Annotated in this window: 18 protein-coding genes and 1 pseudogene; 7 read left to right on the plus strand and 12 right to left on the minus strand. The window is 74.6% G+C overall.

The genetic code is table 11. The annotated features are described in order from the left end of the window. Window positions 1-50: 50 nt before the first annotated feature. On the plus strand, window positions 51-1,052 hold the full coding sequence (locus ACFHWE_RS13605; RefSeq protein WP_416601708.1) for an AraC family transcriptional regulator: 1,002 nt from the start codon (window positions 51-53) through the stop codon (window positions 1,050-1,052). Window positions 1,053-1,100: 48 nt separating this feature from the next. Here ACFHWE_RS13605 and ACFHWE_RS13610 read toward each other — a convergent pair whose 3' ends face one another. Next, window positions 1,101-1,349: a hypothetical protein gene (locus ACFHWE_RS13610; protein WP_416601710.1), complete on the minus strand. Its 249-nt coding sequence runs from the start codon at window positions 1,347-1,349 to the stop codon at window positions 1,101-1,103. A gap of 224 nt (window positions 1,350-1,573) precedes the next feature. Here ACFHWE_RS13610 and ACFHWE_RS13615 point away from each other — a divergent pair. The 4 genes and pseudogenes from ACFHWE_RS13615 to ACFHWE_RS13630 form a co-directional block, all read left to right on the plus strand. Continuing rightward, window positions 1,574-2,323: pseudogene (locus ACFHWE_RS13615) on the plus strand (helix-turn-helix domain-containing protein); the annotation flags it as partial. Between the two features lie 80 nt (window positions 2,324-2,403). Next, window positions 2,404-2,652, plus strand: a complete 249-nt coding sequence (locus ACFHWE_RS13620; protein ID WP_416601712.1) for a DUF397 domain-containing protein — start codon at window positions 2,404-2,406, stop codon at window positions 2,650-2,652. A gap of 215 nt (window positions 2,653-2,867) precedes the next feature. Beyond that, the gene (locus ACFHWE_RS13625) at window positions 2,868-3,599 is read left to right on the plus strand and encodes a response regulator transcription factor (protein ID WP_416601714.1); all 732 of its coding nucleotides are present in this window, start codon (window positions 2,868-2,870) and stop codon (window positions 3,597-3,599) included. Continuing rightward, window positions 3,596-5,059: a sensor histidine kinase gene (locus ACFHWE_RS13630; RefSeq protein WP_416601816.1), complete on the plus strand. Its 1,464-nt coding sequence runs from the start codon at window positions 3,596-3,598 to the stop codon at window positions 5,057-5,059. Before ACFHWE_RS13625 ends, ACFHWE_RS13630 begins: the two co-directional genes overlap by 4 nt. A 74-nt stretch (window positions 5,060-5,133) precedes the next feature. Here ACFHWE_RS13630 and ACFHWE_RS13635 read toward each other — a convergent pair whose 3' ends face one another. The 5 genes from ACFHWE_RS13635 to ACFHWE_RS13655 form a co-directional block, all read right to left on the minus strand. Further along, window positions 5,134-6,870 (minus strand): CotH kinase family protein, encoded by a 1,737-nt coding sequence (locus ACFHWE_RS13635; protein ID WP_416601716.1) that lies wholly within the window; start codon window positions 6,868-6,870, stop codon window positions 5,134-5,136. Beyond that, complete coding sequence (locus ACFHWE_RS13640; protein WP_416601717.1) at window positions 6,870-7,556, minus strand: DUF4956 domain-containing protein; 687 nt, start codon at window positions 7,554-7,556, stop codon at window positions 6,870-6,872. The genes ACFHWE_RS13635 and ACFHWE_RS13640 overlap by 1 nt, the downstream gene beginning before the upstream one ends. Window positions 7,557-7,587: 31 nt before the next feature. Beyond that, window positions 7,588-8,487 (minus strand): polyphosphate polymerase domain-containing protein, encoded by a 900-nt coding sequence (locus tag ACFHWE_RS13645; protein WP_416601718.1) that lies wholly within the window; start codon window positions 8,485-8,487, stop codon window positions 7,588-7,590. Between the two features lie 173 nt (window positions 8,488-8,660). Continuing rightward, a complete protein-coding gene (locus ACFHWE_RS13650; protein WP_416601720.1) occupies window positions 8,661-10,811 on the minus strand; it encodes a CRISPR-associated protein in 2,151 nt (716 codons plus the stop codon). Between the two features lie 13 nt (window positions 10,812-10,824). Next, entirely contained in the window at window positions 10,825-11,181 is a 357-nt protein-coding gene (locus ACFHWE_RS13655; RefSeq protein WP_416601721.1) for a hypothetical protein, read from the minus strand. 320 nt (window positions 11,182-11,501) lie between these two features. Between ACFHWE_RS13655 and ACFHWE_RS13660 the strand changes: the two genes are divergently transcribed. Both ACFHWE_RS13660 and ACFHWE_RS13665 read left to right on the plus strand, forming a co-directional pair. After that, window positions 11,502-12,647 (plus strand): hypothetical protein, encoded by a 1,146-nt coding sequence (locus ACFHWE_RS13660; RefSeq protein ID WP_416601723.1) that lies wholly within the window; start codon window positions 11,502-11,504, stop codon window positions 12,645-12,647. 115 nt (window positions 12,648-12,762) lie between these two features. After that, window positions 12,763-12,918: a hypothetical protein gene (locus ACFHWE_RS13665; RefSeq protein WP_416601725.1), complete on the plus strand. Its 156-nt coding sequence runs from the start codon at window positions 12,763-12,765 to the stop codon at window positions 12,916-12,918. Between the two features lie 8 nt (window positions 12,919-12,926). On the opposite strand, the gene ACFHWE_RS13670 is transcribed toward ACFHWE_RS13665, so the two are convergent. The 6 genes from ACFHWE_RS13670 to ACFHWE_RS13695 all read right to left on the minus strand — a co-directional run bounded on the left by ACFHWE_RS13670 (window position 12,927) and on the right by ACFHWE_RS13695 (window position 21,852). Continuing rightward, on the minus strand, window positions 12,927-15,089 hold the full coding sequence (locus ACFHWE_RS13670; protein ID WP_416601727.1) for a TIGR03986 family CRISPR-associated RAMP protein: 2,163 nt from the start codon (window positions 15,087-15,089) through the stop codon (window positions 12,927-12,929). Further along, window positions 15,089-15,838 carry a hypothetical protein gene (locus ACFHWE_RS13675; protein ID WP_416601729.1) on the minus strand — a complete coding sequence of 250 codons (750 nt, stop codon included), beginning with the start codon at window positions 15,836-15,838 and terminating at the stop codon, window positions 15,089-15,091. The genes ACFHWE_RS13670 and ACFHWE_RS13675 overlap by 1 nt, the downstream gene beginning before the upstream one ends. Beyond that, entirely contained in the window at window positions 15,835-17,439 is a 1,605-nt protein-coding gene (locus ACFHWE_RS13680) for an RAMP superfamily CRISPR-associated protein (protein WP_416601731.1), read from the minus strand. Before ACFHWE_RS13680 ends, ACFHWE_RS13675 begins: the two co-directional genes overlap by 4 nt. Before the next feature lie 128 nt (window positions 17,440-17,567). Continuing rightward, complete coding sequence (locus ACFHWE_RS13685; protein ID WP_416601733.1) at window positions 17,568-19,304, minus strand: hypothetical protein; 1,737 nt, start codon at window positions 19,302-19,304, stop codon at window positions 17,568-17,570. Continuing rightward, window positions 19,301-19,987, minus strand: coding sequence for a hypothetical protein (locus ACFHWE_RS13690; RefSeq protein WP_416601735.1), 687 nt, complete (start codon window positions 19,985-19,987; stop codon window positions 19,301-19,303). Before ACFHWE_RS13690 ends, ACFHWE_RS13685 begins: the two co-directional genes overlap by 4 nt. Then, complete coding sequence (locus tag ACFHWE_RS13695) at window positions 19,984-21,852, minus strand: hypothetical protein (protein WP_416601737.1); 1,869 nt, start codon at window positions 21,850-21,852, stop codon at window positions 19,984-19,986. The genes ACFHWE_RS13690 and ACFHWE_RS13695 overlap by 4 nt, the downstream gene beginning before the upstream one ends. Between the last annotated feature and the right edge of the window lie 441 nt (window positions 21,853-22,293).

The raw sequence follows: 22,293 nt of genomic DNA on the forward strand, positions 1-22,293 counted from the left end.
CTGTTTGCGCGAGCGTCTTCCGTCGGTGTTCTCCGAGGTACGCTCACCGCATGGACGTACTCAGCGACGTGGTCGGGACGATCCGGTCGGGGCAGCCGCGCGCGACCCGAGTCGAGTGGCACTCCCCGTGGGGTATGAGGTTCCCGGGGCTGTCCGGGGCGGGCTTCCAGGTGGTGCTCCAGGGGTCGTGCTGGCTGCGCATCGAGAGGGTCGAACCACTGCGGCTGAACGTGGGGGACGTGGTGTTCCTGCCGCACGGCCACGAGTACGTGCTCTCCGACCGTCCTGAGACCCCCGTCGACGACATGACGTGCGGGGCGGCCCTGGAGCCGCAGGCACCCCCGACCTGCCCGGGACCGGTGGGCGAGTTCGTGTGCGACTCCGAGGGGGCGCGGCCGCGTCCGCGCTTCGGTTCGGCCTCGGTGGGCTCCCCGGACGGGGACCCGCCCTCCTGCACGACCGTGGGCGGGGCCTACCGGACCTACGCCGCACGCCCCCATCCGATGCTCGCCGAACTCCCCCGGGTGGTGCACCTGCCCGCCCAGGTGGGACGGCACCAGGAGCTCACCACGGCGGTGGGGCTGCTCGGCCTGGAGCTGGACGGCCCCCGCCACGGCGGCGACACGGTGGTCCCGGCGCTGCTGGAGGTCCTGCTGATGTACATCCTGCGCGCGTACCTGGAGGGACAGCCCGAGAGCGCGTGCGGGTGGGCCGGTGCGCTGAGCGACCCGGCGGTGAGCGCGGCGGTGGGCGCCGTGCACGAGGACCCGGCGCACCCCTGGACCGTGGCGGAGCTGGGCGAGCGCGCGGGGCTGTCGCGGGCGGCGTTCTCCCGCAGGTTCACCGCGCTGGTGGGGCGGCCCCCGCTGGCCTACGTCACGTGGTGGCGGCTGACCCGGGCCCGCGCGCTGCTGGGCGAGTCGGACGCCCCGATCAGCGCGATCGCGGCGCGGGTGGGGTACGGGTCCCAGTTCGCCTTCGCCAACGCGTTCAAGCGGGAGTTCGGCCTCTCCCCCGGCCGGTACCGCGCCGGGTTCGCCGACGCCTCCTGAGCGCTCCGCCGGGGGACGGCCCCCGGCGGAGCGGCTCCGCGGTGCGGATCAGAGCCAGACGAGTTCGCCGCACAGGCGGTCGGCGAACGCCTCGGCGCTGCGGATGCTGTGGAAGCCGGTTCCGTCGCCGGGCCGCGCCATGCCGCCCCGGCCGCCGGGCGCGGTGACGCCGTAGTAGGCGTGCTCCATGCGATCGGTGGCCTCGTCCCACAAGTCCACGAAGAACGCTCGGGGACGCGCGGGCTCGGGGGTGTTCTGGTAGACAGAGTTGGAGTCGGGGCGGGGGTTCGTCGTCATGGAGGGCCCTTTCCGTGGCTCACCAGGCCCGGACGGACAGGTTCCACGCTTCCCGTCCGGGCCGCCTTCGTTTCCGGTTCCGGCCACCAGCCGATACCCGCTCTGTGATGGCCATCTCACCTTCTGCTATGGCGACAGGCGGAATCCGATAACACAACTCTGTCCAAAGAAATCCTGCTGGAAGATCAGAGGGGACGATGGCGAAGAGGAAGCGCGTGAACCGGATGCCCCTGCGCGGCCGGTGGCTGGGACGACGCCTCCGGGAACTGCGGGAAGCCAACGACTTCACCCTGGAACACGTCGCCGATTTCATGCAGCGGACCAACGGGACGATCAGCCGGTTCGAGAAGGGGATCTATCCCGTGCGCCGTCCGGCCATGCTCGCCATGCTCGACCTCTACGGCGTGACCGACCCGCGAGAACGCGACGGGCTCCTCAAGCTGAGTGAGAGCGTCTGGCAGTCCGGCTGGTGGGACGGCTACGCCGACGCCTCGGAGGAGTTCATCGACTTCGTGTGGCTGGAGGAACTGGCCACCGAGCACCGGCTGTTCGACAGCACCACGATCCCCGGGCTCCTCCAGACGCGAGCCTATGCCGAGACGATCATTCGCACGGCGGAGTTCGACGGATCAGAGGAGCGCATCGAGCGGGGTACCGAACTCCGGTTGGAGCGACAGAAGCTCCTCACCCGCGCCGAGCCGCCGAGAATCCGCGCCGTCCTGGACGAGGCCGTCCTCCGGCGGTGCGTCGGTTCCCCGGAGATCATGCGGAAGCAACTGGCACAACTCGTCGAACACGCCGGGCTGCCCACGGTGACCTTGCGCGTGCTCCCCTTCTCCGCCGGTGCGCACGAAAGCCCGACCGGGGGGTTCAGGCACTACGTGATGGATGAGCCCTACCCCGACCTGGTGTACGCCGAGACCCCCAAGGGGGCCGTCTACGTCGAACAGCCGGATACCGAACCGATCGCCGCTCGATATGATCGGTTGTGGGACAAGTCCCTGCCGGAAGACGCCTCCGTCGAGTTCCTCTCGGCGCTGATCGAGGAGCCATCGTGCCCCCCGAACCGACGTTCCAGCACCTCACCAGCGAAGAACGCGCCGCTATCGACTGGCGCATCAGCACCTACAGCGAGAACGGCGGTGCGGCGTGCGTGGAGGCCGGGGCCCTGCGCGACGGAACCGGCCGCGTGGCGGTCCGCCACAGCCACCACCCCGAGGGCTCCTACATCGTCTACACCCGCCAGGAGTGGACGGCCTTCACCCAGGGCGTCCGCGCCGGAGAGTTCGGCTTCGACGCCTGAGGCCCCACACCGCTGGAGTTTCCCTGCTACGGCAGGCCCGACCTTCGCCGTGCGGCGAAGATCGACCCGAAATCTCACCCCGGCACGATCCTCGCCCCCAGGAGGGAAGAAGTCGGAGCGCGGGGCGACACGCACCTCCGGCTCTCACCCTCCCTTAGCGCGCGCGGCCTACCATCACTGCCTGTTCTCCGCCCACCGACAGTCAGGGCCGCAGCATGTCCACGCACCACGGCGACCGCCGGGACCCGTCCGGGTCGCCACGCGTCCTCCTCGTCGAGGACGAGCCCAACATCCTCGAACTGCTCACCTCCTCGCTGGAGCTGAGCGGGTTCGCCACCCGGGGCGCGCCCGACGCCGAGACGGCGCTGGCCCGGGTTCAGGGCTTCGACCCCGACATCGCGGTGGTGGACGTCTCCCTGCCCGGCCGCAGCGGCCTGGACCTGGTCCGCGACCTGCGCGGTGCGGCCCCCGGCCTGCCCGTGCTGTTCCTGACCGCACGCGACACCGTCGAGGACCGTCTGGCCGGGCTGCGGGCGGGGGCCGACGACTACGTCACCAAGCCCTTCAGCCTGGAGGAGGTGGTCCTGCGGCTGCGGGCGATCCTGCGCAGGTCCGGGGCTCCCGCGGAGCAGGAGGCGGACGTGATGCGCTACGCGGACCTGGAGCTGGACGAGCGGGCGCACGAGGTGCGCTGCGCGGGCGACGTGGTCGCGCTCTCCCCCACCGAATTCTCCCTACTGCGCTACCTGATGGTCAACTCCGGCGGCGTGGTGAGCAAGCCGCAGATCCTCGACCACGTGTGGGAGGGCCAGACCAAGGACACCCGGCTGGTGGAGCTCTACGTCAGCTACCTGCGGCGCAAGCTCGGCACCCGTGGACCGCGCCTCATCCACACCGTCCGGGGCGTGGGCTACAGCCTGCGGCTGCCGTCCGGGGAGCGCCGGTGAGCGCGGGCGGGCGCGCGCGTTCGCTGAGTCTGACTGCGCGGCTGACACTGGCGGTGCTGTGCCTGGCCACGGTGGCGCTGGCCGCCTTCGGAGCGGTCGGCACGACACTGCTGCACCGGTCCCTGGTGGAGGAGGTCGACCACCGGCTCCAAGGCCTGAGCAGGGCGGGCGGGCCGGAGCGGCCCCCGGTCCCGGACGGCGAGGCGCCACAGCCGCTGCTCCCCACGGACCTGCGCGTCCTGGTCCTGGACTCCGGAGGGGAACCGGTCCAGACCGTGGGGCAGACCGAGAGCGACCAAGGCGTGCCCGACCTCTCGGAGACGGACTCCGACGCCCTGCGCGAGCGGTCCGGGGAGCCCTTCGAGCTGCCCGACGCCTCCGGTGACGGCTCCTGGCGGGTCCTGGCCACCGAGGGCGAGGACGGGACGTTCCACCTGGTCGCGCAGTCCCTGGACGGGGTGGACAGCACACTCAACCAGTTGGTCCTCATCGAGACCGCGCTGGGGGCGGCCGTGCTGCTCCTGCTCGGCGCGGGCGCGGTGGTGACGGTGCGCGGCCAGCTCCGGCCGCTGAAGCGGATCGAGGCCACCGCGCAGACGATCGCCGCCGGGGACTTCGGGCGGCGCGTGCCCGACCACGGGACGGACACGGAGACCGACCGGCTGGCGGCGGCGCTGAACACGATGCTGGAGGAGCTCTCCCGCGCCCTGGCCGAGCGCGACCGGTCGGTGGCCACCACCAAGCGCTTCGTCTCCGACGCCTCCCACGAGCTGCGCACCCCCCTGTCGTCGATCCGGGGGTTCGCCGAGCTGTACCGGCAGGGCCGGGAGCAGGGGGTGGTCGGCGCGGACCCCCGCACCGGGCGGTGGATGTCGCGGATCGAGGAGGAGGCGGTGCGGATGGGCCGCATGGTCGACGACCTGCTCGTCCTCTCCCGGTTCGAGGAGGCTCCCGTGGTCGAGCGGCGCGACGTGGAGCTGGCCGGGATCGCGGGCGACGCGGTGCGTTCGGCGCGGGCCCGCGCCCCGGAGCGGGAGATCGCCCTGGAGGCCCCCGAACCGGTGCACGCGGTCGCCGACGCCGTCCGGATCGGGCAGGTCCTGGAGAACCTGCTGGGCAACGCCCTGGTCCACACGCCGGAGGGCACCCCGGTGCGGGTGCGGCTGACCCGTACGGACGATCCGCCGCCCCCGGGGCCGGCACACGTGGGCGGGCTCCCACCCGGGGTGGGTGAGGTCGCCGTGATCAGTGTGGCCGACGAGGGGCCCGGTATCCCCCGGGAGGAGCTGCCACACGTCTTCGACCGCTTCTACCAGGTGGGCGGCCAGGGCCAGAGTTCCGGAACGGGGTTGGGGCTGGCGATCAGCGCCGCGTTCGTCGCCGCCCACGCGGGGTATCTGACGGCGGAGTGCCCGGCCAGTGGGGGAAGCGTGTTCCGCGTGGTCCTGCCGCTGGGCTGAGCCCGCACCGGGCGCGGACGGGGCCGTGGGCGCGGCGGTGACGCCGCGTCCACGGCCCTGGGCCGCCTGCCCGATCAGCCGGTCCCCTCCGGGGCGTTCCCGACGGCTCCCGGCATCGCCGAACCGCCGTCCCGCTGCGGGGTCTCGGCGACGGCGGCGACCTGTTCGGCCAGGCTCGTCCCTGCGGCCTCAGCGCCGTCGTCACCGGCCCGCGCGGCGCGGTCGACGGCCGACTCCAGCAGGTCGGAGGCGGTGCCGTCGGCGACCAGGGATGCGTGGAGGTCGGCGTAGGCCTGCTCGTACAGGGCGGTGAAGTCCTCGTCGGCGAGGAAGCGCTCCTTGAGGGCGCCGCTGCCGCCCCTTCCACCCCGATCCCCACCGGTGTCCTCGGCGGCCGCTCCGTCCTGGTCCGTGCCGGTTCCCTGGGGCGCACCCATCCCCCCTGGTGGCTCCATGCCCCCGGACGGCTGCGTCCCTCCGGGCATCCCCATGCCCTCGGCCGCGTCCGCCTCCCCGGTCTCCTGGCCCTCCCCGGTAGCCTGGTCTCCGAAGGCGCCCGGGCCGCCGCCCGCCATGGCGCCGCCCATGCCGCCGAAGGCCAGGTTCAGGTCCCAGGACAGCACGGTGAAGCGCTCCTGGCCGGTGTCGTACCACAGATAGTAGTTGTTGCCCGGTCCGTCCATGGCGTCTCCGTTGGAGATCAGGTCCTGCGTGGCGAGGTAGGCGGCGAAGGACTCCGTGTCCAGGTAGGCGTCCAGTTCATCGGCGAACTCCTCGTCGTCGGCCTCGACCACGAACCTCAGCAGGTCCATGACCGGTTGCAGGTCCTGTGCCCCCTCGGCGTTCACCTGTTTGAAGGCCTCCTCGTAGTCGGTGGGGTCGTCACCCAGGTAGGAGAAGGAGCCGCCGGCGCGCCCCTTGTAGAGGACGCCCTCCCCCAACTCCTCGCTCCACAGCGCGTCGGGGTGGTCGATGAGCAGGCGGGGCACCGCCTCGCCGCCGTTGACCGCCACGGAGGTGAAGGTGTACTCCTGCGCGGTCTGCCCGGAGGCCGCCGTCAGGTCCAGGGCCAGCGCCTCGTTGAGCGCGGTGTCGGAGACCGACGTGGCCGGGCGCAGGGCGAGTTCGGTGTGGCCCTGGTAGGCGCGCCCGGCGACGAACTCGTCGAAGCTGATCAGCCACGGCAACCGCTCCGGCTCCTCCTCGGACAGGGAGACCGTGCCGCCCATGCCGCCGCCCTGCGGGGCACCGGCCGCGGCCTGGTCCCCGGCGGCGTTCGCAGCCGTGTCACCCGTGTTCTCAGTGGCGTTCCCGGGCATCCGGGGGACCTCCCCCTCGGCCATGCCCTCGGGCATCTGCGGCATCGCTCCGCCGCCCTCACCGCCGTCCTGGGACGTCCCGCCCCCGCTCAGGCTCCGCAGGGTGGAGTTGCCCTTGAGCCGCAACCCGACGTCGGTGACCAGGGTGCCGTCGATGGTGATGTCGGCCTGGATGAACTTCTTCTCCCCCTCCTCGCGGAAGGTCGCCATCATCTCGGCGTACTCGTCCTCGTTGAAGGACACCTCGATGCTGTGCCCGCCCCCGTCGAACAGGTCGCCGGTACCCTCGATGTCCTGGGTGACGGTCACCGCCGAGGACAGTTCCGAGGTGATGTAGGGGCGTACCCGCGCCTCGCCGAAGACGAGGAGGAGGGCCAGCAGCCCCACGCAGACCGCCGCGAGCGGCTTCCAGTGGTGGCGCAGCCGTACCGGGATCCGGTGCCTCAGGCGACGGTGCGGCGGGGTGGGCTCGGTCGGTGTTCGGTCGGCCATCACAGGTCCGTCTGGTCGTATCCGGTCAGGACGGTCGCCTTCTGCCCGGCGTTGACGGCGCGCAGTCCCTCGATCAACCGTCCGGGCTTGACGCCCTTCTTGAGCCGGGCGGTGTAGGCCAGCTCCAGCAGGGAGCCGCCGCGCACGGTCTCGGTGCTGATCAGTTCGTACTCGTCGGTGTGGCGGATGAGCACGTCGTCGATCAGCGGGCCGTGGTCGGTACCGTCCGCGGGGACCTGGACCTTGACGACCTGGCGCTGCACGTTCAGCGCGAACAGGTTGAAGCGGTGCATGAGCAAGATGACGGCGCAGATCACGGCGGTGGCGATGACGGCCAGGGCGTAGAAGCGGGTGCCGCAGGCCATCCCCACGCCCATGACCAGGAAGATGAACCCGACGTCGCGGGTCTCTTTGATGGCGTTGCGGAAGCGGACCACGGAGAGCGCGCCCACCAGGGCGAACGCGCGGGCGATGTTGGAGCCCACCACGAGCATGATCAGGGCGATGAGCATGCCCAGGATGATGAGGGTGTGCACGTAGCTCTGGCTGTAGGAGATGTTGCGGTGGGTGGCCCGGTAGGTCCAGGCCACCACGAGGCTGGTGGCCAGTGCCAGCATCAGGGACAGGACGACGTCCATGACGCTGAAGGTGCCGGACAGGTCGGTGACGCTGAAGTCGAGGTTCATCGGGGAACGCCTTGGGTCGGTGCGGACGGGTTCACGGGCTCTGGGGCTGGAGGAGGCGCGGTGCGCCGAGCGGTGCCGCCGCCCCGGGCAGGGGTCCGGGCCTCTCGGAGTGGTCGCCCTCGGGGACGTGGAAGACGGACCTGGGCGCCTTGCCGAAGGCCTCCACGCTCTGGCAGTACTTGGAGACGCGCTCCACCTGGAGGTCCAGCCGGGCCGCCATGTCGGTGACCCAGTAGGGGGCGCGCTCGTCGGCCTTGACTTCCATGACCACGTGGCCGGGGTCGATGATGTAGCGGTTCTCGGCCTCGGCCCGCAGGTCGAAGTCGCGGTCGCGGCCCCGGACGCGGTGGTCGAGTGTGACGCGCAGTCCCAGGTCGGCGCCGGTGCCGACGTAGGGTTCGCGGCGGTAGCCGGTCATGGCGACCGGGCGCAGGTCCAGGCGCACGACGAGGTCGAGCACCTCGTCGGCGAAGGGCTGGTCGGCGCCGGGGTGGGAGACGCGGACGCGCCGGTCGCACAGGTCGCGGGCCGTGTCGTAGGGGAGCAGGACCCGGCGCTTCTGGGTCACCCTGTTCACCCTCTGTTTGATCTCGACGGAGACCGGGGTGTCCTCGGGCGCGTCGCCCGTCTCGCCGTAGCGGCGGATGCGCAGTTTGCGGCGGAACCTGAGGCCCTCGACCTTCTCCCAGTAGAAGCGGAGCCGGTCGGTGTCGTAGTAGACGCTCCAGACGCCGTAGCCGCCCGGTCCGGCGTTGCGGTCCACCAGCATCCGGCCCGCGAGTTCGGCCCGGATGTCGGCGACCTTGCCGACGGGGACGAGGTACTTGATCTCGTACCGGTTGAACGCGTGCAGTCTGCCGGGGGCCCTGAGCCGGTCTCCCACGCCTTTCGGGGCGCGGTGCCCACCGCCGGCACCATGCTTCGGTGACATGGACGCCTCCTCATCATCGTTTCGGTGACGACAGAGAGCACTGAATCCGACGAAACTGTGAAGAGGCGTGGAGTTTCCTGTGCGAAACCTGTGAGCGGTGTGCGCGATCGCAGGCGGGAACGGGTGCGCGGCTCAGGGTTAGGGGCGGGTGAGAATCCCGCCGCCGGTCCGCTTCACAGTCGGCTGGCGTCGGTGTGCAGCAGCTCGGGCAGCGCGTCGGGGGCGGCGTCCACGACCAGGGGGCGCAGGGGCTCCCCGAAGGACAGGCGCGGCTCCGGACCGGGTTCCGCCGTCTCGGCCCCGGTGATCCAGTCCACCAGTTCGCGCGCACGCCCCGCGTCTCCGCCCGGCCGGGTCAGGGCGATCACCTTCCCGGCCACGTCGCACCGCAACTGGAGGTGGGTGGTGGCCGCGAACACGCTCTGGGCCCACGCCCCGCGGGTGACCGGATGCCGTCCTCCGCCGTGGGGGCGGCGGCGGTGCCAGGCGGGGGCGGCCAGCCCCACCGCCCGGTCGTCGAAGGTGAGCACCAGGCTGGGCCGCTCCTGTGCGCTCAGACACCCCCGGGGGTCGGTGAGGGAGGTGTCCGCCCAGACGCCGACGGGTCCGCCCGCCGCACGGACCAGCGCGGTGCGCGCCGCGTCGAGGAGGGGGGCGTCCACCTGGCCGCGGGCCGGCGGGCACAGGTGTTCGGCGAGCGGTCCCCCGATCGGGGCGTAGCCGGTCAGGGCCAGCGGCCAGTCCACGGCCGCCCTGCCCTTGAGGGGGATCCTCCCGTGGGCCGCGCAGACCACCTCGCGGGTCCCGGGAAGCTGGTAGACCGTGCAGGCGCCCGTCTCCTGGGCGGCCAGGGCCAGGCCGAGGCTCATGGCCTTGGTGCCGGTCGTGACGTCCACGACGGCGGGCGGCGGCTCCCCCGGTCCGGCGGTTTGGGAGGTGATCCACTCCCGGGCCAGGTCGGCGACGGCCTCGGCGTCGGATCCGTCGACGGGTTCGGCGGGCAGGCGCACCCGGTCCCGGTACCCCTCCTCCTTGAGCCGGGCGGTGTCGGCGGGTCCGGCCCCGGGGTACTCGGCGGAGCGCAGGGCTCGGGCGGCTGCGGTGCGCACGTTGTCGCGCAGGCTCTGCCGCGAGGGCAGGATGAGCGCGCGGGAGGGCCGGTGGGCGTGCAGCGCGGTCAGGGCGCCCACGCGGCTGCCACCCAAGGGGGTGACCAGGAGGGGGCCGTCTCCAGGGCCGGGGTGGTACTCGGGCGGGGGGAGGTGCGGGGCCGGAGGGCGCGGCGCGGGCCGGACGCCCGGGGCGGGCGCTGCGGCGGGTCTCCCGGTTCCTGGGAAGAACGCCTTGCGCAGGTCGTCGAAGGAGGCCAGCCGACCCAGGAGGTCGTCCAGACTCCACACGTGTACGAGCCTCGCCGACAGTGCGGGGTTGTACCCGGTGACCGCCTTCCTCAACGCGGGGTCGGCGGGGCCGGTGTGGACGAACAGCACCTGTGCCGCGGTGCCGAACACGCGGCGGGCCTTGGCCACGGTCCACCCGGCGCGCGCCACGACGTCGCCGGGCCGGGTCTTGGCCTCCACGCACAACACCCGGTGGCGGTAGCGGACGATGGCGTCGAAGTCGGCGACGGAGGCGGCGTGGTGGAGCGGGTCGGCGACCTGCCGGGGGCCGAGGACCTCCGCCTCGCTCTGGCGGCGCAGGTGTCGGCGCAGGTGGGACAGGACGCGCCCCTCGGCGACGACTCCGCGGCGCACGGCCGGGGACAGGTCCGGGCGGCGGGCGGTGAGGGCCTGTGCGCCGCCCTGGACGAAGAGGCGGACGGGTTCGGGGTCGCGGTCGGCCAGCCAGCGGGCGCCGTGGAGTCCGGCGAGCACGGCCAGGTCCACCCCGGCGCAGGAGAGGGGGAGGGCGGGGTGGGCGCCGTCGGCGGGGCGCAGCGCGTCCGCGGTGGCGTCGAGGTAGTAGCGCCACCGGGAAGCCCGTCCGGGGTGCAGGTGTGCGTGCAGGAGCGCGGCGGCCACGCTCATCACCTTCGTTCCGCCCGTGTAGTCCAGGGACCACGCCCCGCCGCCGCTCGTGCGGTGCCAGTCCTCCAGGCACCGGGTCACGGCGCGGAAGTCGTGGGGGTCGGGTCCGGCGCTCAGCACCCGCACGGAGCGCGCCGGGCCGATACGCGCGGCGGCCTCGGCCACGCGCCGGGCGACGGACAGGGTGTCGTCGCTGGCGATGAGGGCGAGGCGGTCGGCGGCCAGGGTCAGCGACGACAGGAGTGCGGGGGTGGGGCTGCGCCCCACGAGCACGGCGGCGGCCTCGGGGGCGCTCATGCGGCTCTCCCGGTCATGTGCCGCCCTTCGCCGGGGGCCTGCTGACGACGAACGCGCGGCAGCCGGTGACCACGCCCCTGCCGTCGCGGACCAGGTCGGAGGGGATGAGGAGGTCGTGGCGCTCGGGATGGGCCGATCCAACGACGGACGAGACGATGAGCCACACCCCCTCTCGCGGTTCCGGCAGGTCGGCGCGGGTCCGCCGTTCGGTCAACAGGGGAAGGCCCTCGGGCATGCCGTCCGTCTCCCTGACCGGTTCGCGTACGGCCTCGACCCGGGCGGGCCGACTGGCCTTGGGCCAGCTCCGGATCACACGCGACCGCTCGTCGACGACTGTCACCACATGCGGCGTCAGGTTGAACACCGGCATCCGGCGACCTCCGTTCCTCTCGTTCCGGTGCTGCTACCGCCGTCTCTCGGACACATCCGCGCAGGCGCTCCACCGGAGTTCGCAGGCCGCTACAGAAGCGTCTCATGATAATGATGTCCGATTCATTGCCGAAGTCATTCTTCGGGAGAATGCGGAGTCCCCTTCGATCATTGACATTGACGACACGAACGCCCTAACTTGGTCGAGGATCTCCCGTTGACGCGGGCGTGTCCAGAGAAAAGCCTCACTGACTCTTCAGTGCGCTTTCCCGGAGGGCTGGGAGAGCGACCCGGCCCCGGAACACCCGGGGAGAAGAGTTCGTGAGCACACACCACTGCTCCGCGTGGCAGTTGTTCGGTTCCGCTGCCTTTCTGCGCGTCTTCACACGCGTACTGGGCTGCGGGCCCTGCTCTGCGGACGGAACCGCACAGGGCTGCGCGGGCCATTCCGAGCAGTTCTGTGACTACGTCGACCTGTGCGCCGAGCACTGTCCGTGCCCGGTGCACGGCGGTGACCCCGAAAGCGTCATCGCCGTGCGCATGGAGCGGGCCGCGCCCGCCGACGGGATCGACCGTACCGCCGCCCACCGCCTGCGCGACGCCCTGGACGACGTCCGCCGCGACCGCTCGTACAAGAACCTGCGCCGCGTGTACCCGGTGGCCGCGGCCGACGGCGGGCTGCGCTGCGCGTTCTCCGAACGCCCCCGCCGCTGGGCGCAGCGCCGCGACGTCGCCCGCGTGGCCGCCGACGTGGTCGACCAGGAGGCCCTGGCCATGCTCGTGCTGACCGCCGGGTGGGGCAACCCGGCCGCGGACCTGCCCGAGGACGTCCACCCGGGTGAGAGCGCCTCATTCACCGAGGACGGCAGCGCCGTTCCGGTGGCGGACCTGCATGGCCGCGCCGCCACCGAGACCCGGGAGCCGCCGATGGTCTCCACCGCCACCGGCGACTACCTGCTGCGCAAACTCGCCGAACTGGCCGCCGGGCGCGACGCCGACCGGGGCCGCACCCCCGACCAGCGGCGCAGGCTGCACCTGCGCGAGATCCTGCCCGGGCTGAACGGCGAGGACGTCGCCCGGCGGCTCACCGGCGTGCTGGGGCGGATGGCCGTGGACATGCCCGTGCACTTCACCCTCGTGCAGCGGGCGCGGGGCCGCGCGCGCAGCGCCCCCTACGCACCTGTCCCCGACAACGGCGGCGGCCCGGCCGCGGACGGCCGCCGACGGGAGGTTCTGACCGCCAAGGAGCGGGCGTGGCTGGAGGAGACCGGCGGGACGCTGGCCGTGCGCGCCCAGGCCGACCGCGCGGCCTTCGACGCCGCCCCGCAGAAGGCGCTGGACGCCCTGCTGCGCGCCCTGCTCGCCGAGGGGCCCGCGGTCCCCGAGCGCTGGCGCGGCGCCCAGGAGGACCCCGAGCTGCGCGCCGACCTGCTGGAGGCGCTCGCCGAGGCCATCGACGGGCGGTGAGGCGTCCTTCCGCCCAGACTGTTCCACGGGCCCGGCGCGTATGCGCACCGGTACCACGAGTGGATGGGCAGACGAACGGAGCGGCATGACTACGGAACCGGTCGAACCATAGGGAATGGCCACCGAACTGGCCGAGGCACTGGCCGACCGCGGTCTGGTCCTGGTATCCGCCGCGTACTTGGAGGAGTTGGAGGACGCGGCCGACAGCGCCGCGATCGACGCACGTGCCGACGAGGAGAGCTTCCCCTTCCGGATCGAGGACCACGCGTGAGCCCTCGCTCAGGCCTCGGCGTCCCGGTCGGCGTCGGCGAACCTGCGGACCAGCGGCGGCAGCACCGGGTAGTCGGCGAACTCCCGCAGTGACATGACCGCCGTGCGCTCCCACGGCAGGCGGCCTCGCCACCGGCTTGCCAGGCACACGTCCACCGCCTGGTCCACCTCGCGCCACCGGTCCGGGCGCGGCTCACCGGGCAGCCTGCGGTGCGCCAGCGCGGCGCCGAAGGCGTCCAGGAACCCCTGTACCCGCTCCGGTGCGGCGCGTTCGACCCCGGCGGCCGGGTCGAGGGAGACCGCGCGTGCCCCGCGGTCCACCAGGTACAGCTCCGGGCTCAGGTGCACGCTGCCCATGCCCAGTGACTTGCCCATCCCGATCTTGTGCGCGTGGCCGGGGTCGGCGGTGTCCCCGCCGCCGACCGGGTTGTCCAGCAGCAGCGCCCGCATCAGGGCGCCGAGCTCCCCGTCGGTGAGGTTGGCGAAGGTGATCCTGGAGTGGAAGGTGAGCCCGTCGCGCAGTGGGACGACGTCGCGCTGCGTCTCCCCCGGCGGTTCGGCGCGGTGCCCGCGCGGCAGCACCTCCAGGCCCAGCTCCTCCTGGGTGCGCGCGTCGTAGCGCACCGGCCGCCCCAGATCGGAGCGGTGGCGGTGCAGGTACACCTTGTACCCGCCCAGCCGCACCCGGCCCTCGTGCGACCAGGTGACGATGTCGGGCCGGTCGCCCTCCGCCGCGTCGGGACCCTGCACGAGGTAGTTGGCGAAGCAGCCGCGCTGCGGGGAGAGCAGGCGGACGCGCAGCGCGGCACCGTCGGGGTAGTCGGGGTCGAGGTCGGTGCTCAGGGCGTGGCCGAAGGACACCCGGCCCTTGGCCGCGGACGCCTCGCCGGGGAAGGTGTCGGTGTCGCCGAACAGGGCACGGCACACGTCCACGGGACGCCCCGCGCGGCGCGCGCGGTCGGCATCGGCGCGCTGGGGGCCCAGGACCGGCGCGGGGACCGCTCTGCGGACCGGGTTGTCGTCGCTGACCGCGATCCGGTAGCCGCCCGACCTCCCGAACGAGACCACCTCCCCCGAGGCGTCGGTGTCGAACCAGACCGGTTCCAGCCCGCGGCGGGGCAGTCCGCCCCCGCCGGTGCCCGCCACCGGGGGGCGTCCGGGGTCGCCGGTACCCACCCCGAGCGCGTCGGGGAAGGCGGCGCGCTGGTAGCCGGTGATCTGCTCGGCCGACTCGAAGAGCCGCACGAGGGCGGCGGGGACCGGGGACCGGCCGGTGCGCAGGTCGTCCGTACGCGGGAAGAGGTAGGCGTTGCGGCGCCCGCCCGCGGCGACTCCGGTCAGGACGGTCAGGCACGGGATCACGCCGCCGCGGTCACGGCCCCGAGCGGGCCGGGTGCCGAGGTACTGCCTGGCCTGGTGGTCTGTGGGGGCGACGGCCGCGATCCGCCGCTCCCCCGGCGGGTGGACCGCGTACACCCAGCGGAACTGGAGCCTGCCGTGCTGCTCGTGTGCGGTGGGGACGTAGGTTCCGGTCCTGGGCGGGTCGGGGAAGTCGTCGACGCCGAAGTCCCACCTGCGCATGCTGCTTCTGAGGACGTCGAAGGAGACCTTGAGCGCCCGGCCCGCCTCGGTCAGCGGTGTGGCCGCGACCGCCGTCACGTACCAGCGGTCCCCGGAGCGGAAGAGGAACCCCTGCCGGGTGCGCAGGCGTTCGCGGCGTTTGCGGTAGTGGGCGTGCTGGCGGGCCATGACGCTGCGGGCCCGGGGCGAGAGCGCGCTGTCGGCGTCGCCGGGGCCGATGCGCACGGGGGCGCGGAAGAAGAGCATGGGGGTGTTGACCGGTCCGGTCTCGCCTCCGGTGAGCATGCGCACGGTGTTGCGGACCAGACCGCGCAGGGTCGGCCCGGGGATGGCCGGCAGCGTGCGGCCGCCCTGGGGGAAGCGGGCGGAGGGGTTGACCGCCCCGTGGTCGAGCCTCTGGCCGACGAAGGTGGGGGTGAGGGTGGTGAGTGTCAGTTCGATCCAGCCGGTGTGGGTGCCAGGCACGGTCCGGTCGTGGCTGCGCAGCAGGTCGCCGGTGGCGTGCCCGGTGTGCAGGTCGGCGGCGGGCATGGGGGTGTCGGCGAGGCGCACCAGCCCGTAGGGGGCGGTGGCGTGGAAGCGTCCGTCCATCAGGGCTCCGGTGGGAGGTCGTCCCCGGTCCCCGCGTCGATCAGCGGCCCCGTGGGTTTGGGCCCGCTGGTCAGGCCGGTGAGGCGGTGGAAGGCCACCCCGACCGCGCCGGTGCCGGGGTCGCTCGCCCAGTACTCGCGCAGGGTCAGCCACGTGCCCTCGCTCTCCAGTGCGGTGCGCCCGCCGGGGAGGAGCCGGTGGCGGCCGGAGAAGTCGGCCCACTCCACCGGCAGGACCGCCTCGGAGCCGCCCGGTTCGCGCGCCACCGACAGGTGCGCCCTGCGGTCGAGGGTGCGGCTGTGGTCGGGGCCGTTCCAGCCCTGGAGGAGGAGGGAGCGGTCGCGGGGGCGCAGCCACGCGGGCGGTGCGGTGGGGGCGTCGGCGCTGATCCATCCGGCCTCGGCCGCCTCACCGATCCTGATCTGCGCCCGCGGGCCGAAGACGAGGACCTCCAGGATCCGCCACCGGTCGGTGCCGGGGTCCAGCGTCGGCGCCGTGGGGGGCGGCTCGGTGAGGGTGTCGGAGCGGGTCCACCGGCCGCCGTGGCACGCGCCGGTGACGCGCGTGTCTCCGAGTTCGGCCAGCAGCCACTGGGGGTGGCCGTGTGGGGCGGGGCAGCCGTCGGTGCCCGTGTCGAGCAGGCGGCAGCGGGTGCCGCGGGTGAAGACGTCGGTGAGGACCCCCTCGATCTGCTCCGCGGTGAGCGGGGCGACGGTGAGTCCCGCGGCGGGCGGGGGGCGGTGGCTCATCGGTCGCCCTCCCCGGGGCCTGTGGCGGTGAGGGCGGTGCGCAGGGCCTCCAGCCAGCCGCGGGCGGTGGCCGCTTCCCCGCTCCCGGGGTCGAACAGCGCGGTGATCAGGTCGACCGCGTGGGCGGAGCCGCCGGTGCGGACACTCACTCGGGCGCGGGTGGCGGTGAGCCGGCCGTTGCCTCCGCCGGTCCCCGCCCCGAGCGTCTCGAAGGGGACCGTGGCCAGTTCGCGCACGATCAGGGTGAGCAGTCCGAGCACGGCGCCGTCGGGTTCGCTGATGTCCAGGACGGCTTCGGCGGTCCCCCCGCAGTACAGATCGGCGGTGAACAGGTGCCCGTCGACGGCGTCGCCGAAGAGGGCGTCCACGGTGAGCCGGGTCGTGGTCAGCGGTGCCCCGCCGGACAGGACGGAGGCCGAGCGCAGCCGCACGCGCGAGGGGGCGGGTCCGGAGGCGGCGGGCGTGGTGTCGGCGCCCCACCAGTGGGCGTGCCAGTCCCGTCCGCGCTCGGGTGGTGCGCCCCACCGTTCGGCGGCGTCGCGTACGAGACGGGCACCGATCCGCTTGAGCAGGGAGTACAGGGCGGTGTCCCCCAGCAGGGGGGCGGTCCGGACCCCGTCGGGGCCGTCCGGAACGGGGCGGTGGCGGTGGGCGCGGTCGGCCTCGCCCGCGCGGTCCGCCGCGGGCAGGTCGCCGAGCATGAGCGGTACGGGGCGCGGGTCCCCCTGCGCGCGGCCGGGCGGCGGGCCCGGAGGGGGCGCGGGGCGCTCCCCCACAGCCAGGGTGAGGCGGAGTTCGGCTCGGTGGCGGCGGTCGCCGGTGTCGGTACGGGCGGCCAGGTCGGCGGCGGGGTGCCGCCCGTGCGCCCGCAGTTCCCGGTCGAGGGCGCGGGCCAGTCGGGTGGCGGCGTCGGCCGGGGGCTCGGCGGCCCACCGCTGGGCCCAGGTGCGCCCGTGGTAGGCCAGCCATCCGTCCTCACCGGACAGGTCGTGGCGGGACGCGGTCCAGCGCACCGCGGCCACAGCGCCGAACCCGCGTCCGGTGCGGGCGCCGAGGCGGGCCCCCGGGCCGTGCCCCTCCAGTGCGGCCACGGCGGTCAGGAGCAGTGCCAGCAGCCGGGGTTCGTCGGCGGGGGACGGGCAGCGCAGGCGCAGGTGCGCGGTGAGGAGCGTCCCGGCGGGCAGTACCTCCCAACGCCACACCCGGCCAGGGTGCACGGTCCCGGTGGCGGGGTCCACCCGGGTCCCCGTCCGGACCGCGACGGCGGCCCCCTCCGGCAGGACGGCGCGGGCGTCGTCGAGGTCGAGGGCGCCCGTGGACGGCGGCACGTCCCGGTGGGCTCCGAAGGAGCCGAAGAGCGCCCGGACCCGGTCGGGGTCGCCCGTGCGGGCGGCCAGTTCGTGGCGCATGATCCCGGCCAGGGTCGTGGCGCGCACCCGGGGCCGCCCGGTGCGCGGGTCGCGGTCCAGGTGCAGGTCCGCGTCACCGCGCACGGCGCGGTCGCCGGGGTTGCGGGCGGCGCCGACATGGGTGTCCGACTCCAGGCGCAGGTGCGCGGCGATCTCCCACACCACGGGGCCGGGCCGGGGGCTGCTGGTCATGGGGTGTCCGTGGAGGGAGAGGGTCGCGTGGGTGCGCGCCGTGGTGCGGTCGCGCCGGTGCCGCGGGGGCGCGATCACCCCGGGGCGCGGTACGGAAGGGGCCCGGCGGGTGCGTGCGCGGGAACGGTTCACCCCGGTCCTCCCCTCGCGGTCCGGGCCGTCTCCGCGAGCCAGGAGGAGACCAGGAGCAGGGACAGGCACGGCGCGGCGCGGCGCTCCCACTCCAGGGCGTGCCGGGAGAGCCCGGCCGCCGTGGCCGGGGGGCGGCCGTCGGCCAGGGTCAGGTCCACGGCCGCGAGTGCCCCGGTGTAGGCGGGTGCGCGTCCGGGGCGGTTGTCGTCCCACCAGGCGGCGGTGCGGGTGGACAGCCCCTCCAGCCAGGAGCGGACGCTGGTGCGCCCGGGGCGGTCCGGGCGCACCAGCAGGGCCCGGTCCAGTGCGCGCAGGTCGTGCTCGCGCAGTTCCCCGGCACCGCTGCCGGGACCGCGTGCGCCGTTCGGGGCGACGGTGTGTTCGAGGGCGGACAGTGCGCGGCCGGGGGTGTGGCGCGGCTGGGCGAGGACCTCTCTCAGGCGCTCCAGCAGGTGCGGTGTCAGTTCCGCCGACCGGGGCGCGGAGGCCCGTGCGAGGGCACGCGCGTGGTCGCGGACCGGTCGCACTGCGGCGTCCCACAGGAGGCGGTCGTACAGGAGGCGCAGCCGCTCGTCGCGGTCCGGTTCAGGGGGAGCGGGGCGGCGGCGGGCCTCGAAGGGGGCGGTCTGCGGGGCGAGCGGCTCGGGCCCGGCGGGGGGCGGGGAGGCCAGGGTGAACTGGCCGTAGCCGTCCACGGCGCGTTCCCCGAGGGTGTGGGCCTCCAGGAGTCTGGCTCGGGCGGTGGTGAGGTCTCGGTCGGGGCGCAGGCGGACCACCGCTCCGGGGCGCGCGGCCCAGCGTTCGGCCATGGGTCCCCGGTAGCCGCGGTGGTAGCCCCCCACGCTCTCGCCCTCCACGTGGTCGGCGAGCACCTCGACGCGGGTGTCGGGCAGGACCCGGGCGCACAGGTCGAGCACGGCGCGGGTGAGCACGGAGGGCCGGTGCCGGCCGTGTTCGTCGACCACCAGGGCCGGGGAGAGCAGGATGAGGTCGACGGGGGATCCGGCGGGCCAGTCGCGGGCCCGGCCCGCGGGGTCGATCCGGTCTGGGGAGAGCAGGCGGTCGGGGTCCACGGGCGCGACGCTCACGCCGCCGTGGGCCCTGGTTCCGCCCGATCCCAGGGTGAGGGTTCCCTCGGCCCGGGCCAGCGCGGCGGCGACCCGTTCGGCCAGTCGCTCCAGGGTCGCGGTGTCGGGGGCGCGCAGTTGCCATCGGGCCTCGAAGACCTGGCCGGCGTCGAGCGCGGTGGTGACGAAGGGCACCCCCTGGGTGCGGGCCCCGGTGCGGGTGCGGCCCAGGCGGCGCTCCGCGGTGGTATGCACGCGGGCGCGCAGGGTGCGGTCGGGGGTGAGGGGGTCGCGGACGGCCCGGTAGGGGATGGCGGGGTCGGTGGGCCCGAACACGTCGACGGTGGTGTCCCCCTCCTTGCCGGGCGTGTGCAGGTAGGCGGGTGGGGGGTAGGCGACGGCCGGGGCCGTGCGCCCCGGCCCCTGTTCGAGCCGGGGGTGGGCGGGGGCGAAGCGGATGCGGTCTCCGCGGGCCACCCAGGCGTGCAGGTCGTCGTGGCGGCCCGCGCGGGTGAGCGCGGCGGCGAGCATGCCGCGCTGCGCCCGTCCGCCGATGACGTGTTCGGAGTCGATCCCGGAGGGGTCGTAGGAGGTGCGGACGGCCAGGCTGTCGGTGAGGACGTAGCGCAGGGGCAGGTAGGCGCTCAGGAGTGGGGCGGGGCTCACGTTCGGGCCTCCTCTCCTCCGACGGGGGTCTCCGCCGGGCGGCGGGCCGCCAGGGCGAGTGTCGCCGCATGCGGGTCGCCGGCCGGCGGGGCCAGGCGGACGTCCACGCGCCCGCGTCCGCGTGAGCCGCGCAGGCCGATACGGGTGGTGGCCAGACAGGCGCGTGCCAGGATCCGCCAGTGCTCCGCGGTCGGCGGTGCGGCCCAGACCAGGGGTGCGGTGAGGGTGAGACCGGGCAGCAGCACGCGGTGGGTGCGCAGCCGGCCGGGGACGGGGGCGCCGTCGGGCCCGGTCTCCGTGCTCGACTCCAGAGCGGTGCAGGCGTCGGTGACCGCCCGGCGCAGGGCTGTGCGCTCGGGCTCGTCCCTGCCGTCCAGTGCCCACACCACCGCGTCGCGGACGGTGTCGGCCATGACGGCGTGCCCCAGACGCAGGATGCGGTCCGGGCCGTGGGACCGGTCGCGTCCCAGGACGTCGTCGGCGGCGGCCCTCAGGTCCGGGGCGACGGAGAGGGCGTCGTCGGCCCCGGCGCGCAGCCGGGCCGAGAGCCGGTGCCGGGGCAGGTAGGGGAGGCCGTGGCCGTCGGTGACCACGTCGGTGTCGGCCGCCGTCCCGTCGGCGCTGTCTCCGGTGAAGAGCGCCGGGGAGGCCAGGTACACCGTGATGCGGTCCGGGGCGCTCACGAAGGCGCGCCCTTCCGTCCGCGGATCTGGGGCAGCCGGGGCGGCAGGGCAGCGGCCAGACCGGGGTCCAGGTACAGGTCGGCCACCCCGATCGCGTCCAGCACCGCGCCGGGGGTCCACCCCGGGGGCAGGTCCACGGGGGCGCCGACCGCGCGGGAGCGCCTGGTGAGTTCGGGGCCGGGGTCGGCCCCCGACTCCAGGAGGGGGGCCAGGGCCGAGACCAGCCAGCCCCGGTGGCGGGTACCGCCGTCGGCGAGCAGGCCGCGGGGGGCGTCCGCGGACAGGTACCGCTCCAGGAAGCCGGTGAACCGGCGGCCCGTCAGGGGCAGTTCGGTGCGCGGCAGAGGGGGGCGACGGTCCCGGTCGAGCATCCGTTCGACCCGCTCCACCCCGCCGGACCGGGTCGTCCAGGCCACGGCGTGCTCCTCCGCCACCCGGGGGTCGGTCTCGGCGCTCTCGGTCCGGTACCGCTTGGCTCGGCGGCACATCGCCTCGCACAGGTCGTACCCCCAGGCCAGCGGCGCACCGACCGGTTGGATCGCGATCCCGGCCCCTACCGTGGGGACGTGTGTGGCGTGGGTCCGCCCCCCGGGAGCGGTGACGGTGCGCCCGGGGCCCGGGGCGGCGTCCGCTAGGGCCAGGTGCAGGGCCACCCTGGGGTCGCGGGGGTCGGCGACCGCGTCGGGGTCGGCGTCCAGCCAGTCGAGGGCGTACCGGACCAGGCTCAGTGCGAGCCGGGCGTCGCACAGGACGGTCAGGTCGTCGCCGGCCACGACGATGGGGCGCAGGGGCAGGCACACACGGCCGTCGGGGGTGTGTGAGAGCAGGACCGGACCGGCCGCGCCGGCCCCGGGGACCGCGGGCCGGTCCCCGTCCCCGGCCCGGACCGTAGCGGCCACCGCGCGGACCAGGGTCCGGGCGAGCCCCTCGACGAGCCCGCGCAGGTGCGCGGACAGGTGGCGCTGCGCCATGGCCCCGGACCCGGGGACGGCGGGGTCGGCGACCCGCTCTCGGTAGTCGCCGAGGATCGCGCCCAGTCCGTTGACGTCCACGTGGACGAGGGCGACGCGGCTGAGTCCGCCGTGGTCGCGTCCGAGGAGGTCGGCCTCCATGGGCAGGGCGAGCGGGGGCGACCCGGTGGCGGTGGCCGCCCCCTCCAGCCAGTCCTCGCTGTGCGCCCGGTGCCAGCGGCGGCCCACCCCGCGCGCCCGTGCCACGTCGGCCGAGACGCGCTCGTACACGTGCGTGTCCTGGAACCGTGTGCTGTCCACGACCTCTGCGGGGCCCCCGCTGACGGAGCACGGCGCGGTGATGCCGTGTCCCCGGGCGGGGGTGTGCAGCGCGGACATGGAGCGGCGGGCCCTGCGCAGGCGCTCAGGGAGGACGGCCAGTGCCTCGTCCACGCTGGCCGGCGTGTCCGGGGCCCCCCGCTCCCACCGGCCGTAGGGGACGTGGGACACCACGGGGGTGAGGTCCCCGGCCCGTTCGCGCAGCCGCCGCGTGTAGCGGCCGGTGAACTCCCGTGCCGCGGCGGCATCCGGCAGGACCACGGTGAGCGCGCCTCCGGCGTCGCGCAGGACCGCGTGTCCGGGGGGCAGCAGGCCGGCGGCGCCGCCCCTGGGGCCGGAGGTGGCCGTCAGCTCCGCGACCAGGGCGGCGCGCCCCACCGCGTCGAGGATGCGGTGCCCTCCGAAGACGAACGCCTGTATGCCGCGGAGGTCGACGGCGACGAGTACACCGCGCCGCGGGATGCCCTCCCCCTCCGGCGCGGAGTCCGGTGCGCGGACCGGCCGCCCTTCCGGTGGCGCCTCCGGCGGGGCGTCCCCGCGCGTCGGGGGCGGCGGAGGGCAGGGATGGGGCGACACTGTGTCACGTCTCCTCGTCGGCGGGGCGGGGCAGGGGGCACGGCCGGACGCGGGACGCCGGGCCGCCCGCCGGGCGGTGTCGGCACACGAACCACGACGCACTACCGATATCAGGAGATTCAACCGGTAGTCACCCCTTCGCACCATATTGACCCGTTTCGGCCAGTAACACGCGGGGACCGTCCGAGAGACCTGGGTACGCCCATCAGTTCCCCTCCCGGAGGTCCCCGTGACGCACGGCCGCGTACCGCGCTCCCCCGCACCGCACCACACCGCACCGGATCGCGCCCCGGACCCGCTTGCCCCCGGCGACCTGGTCCCCCATCTGCTCGGGCTGGCACGGGCGCTGAGAGAGCGGGCGGCGGCCCGCCCAGAACCGGGGGGCGCCCCGCCCCCGCAGCGGTGACCCCGGGCCGGTGCCGTCCGCCGGACCGGGGCCGC

The organism is Nocardiopsis sp. LOL_012, assembly GCF_048060475.1.
Classification (GTDB): Bacteria; Actinomycetota; Actinomycetes; order Streptosporangiales; family Streptosporangiaceae; genus Nocardiopsis.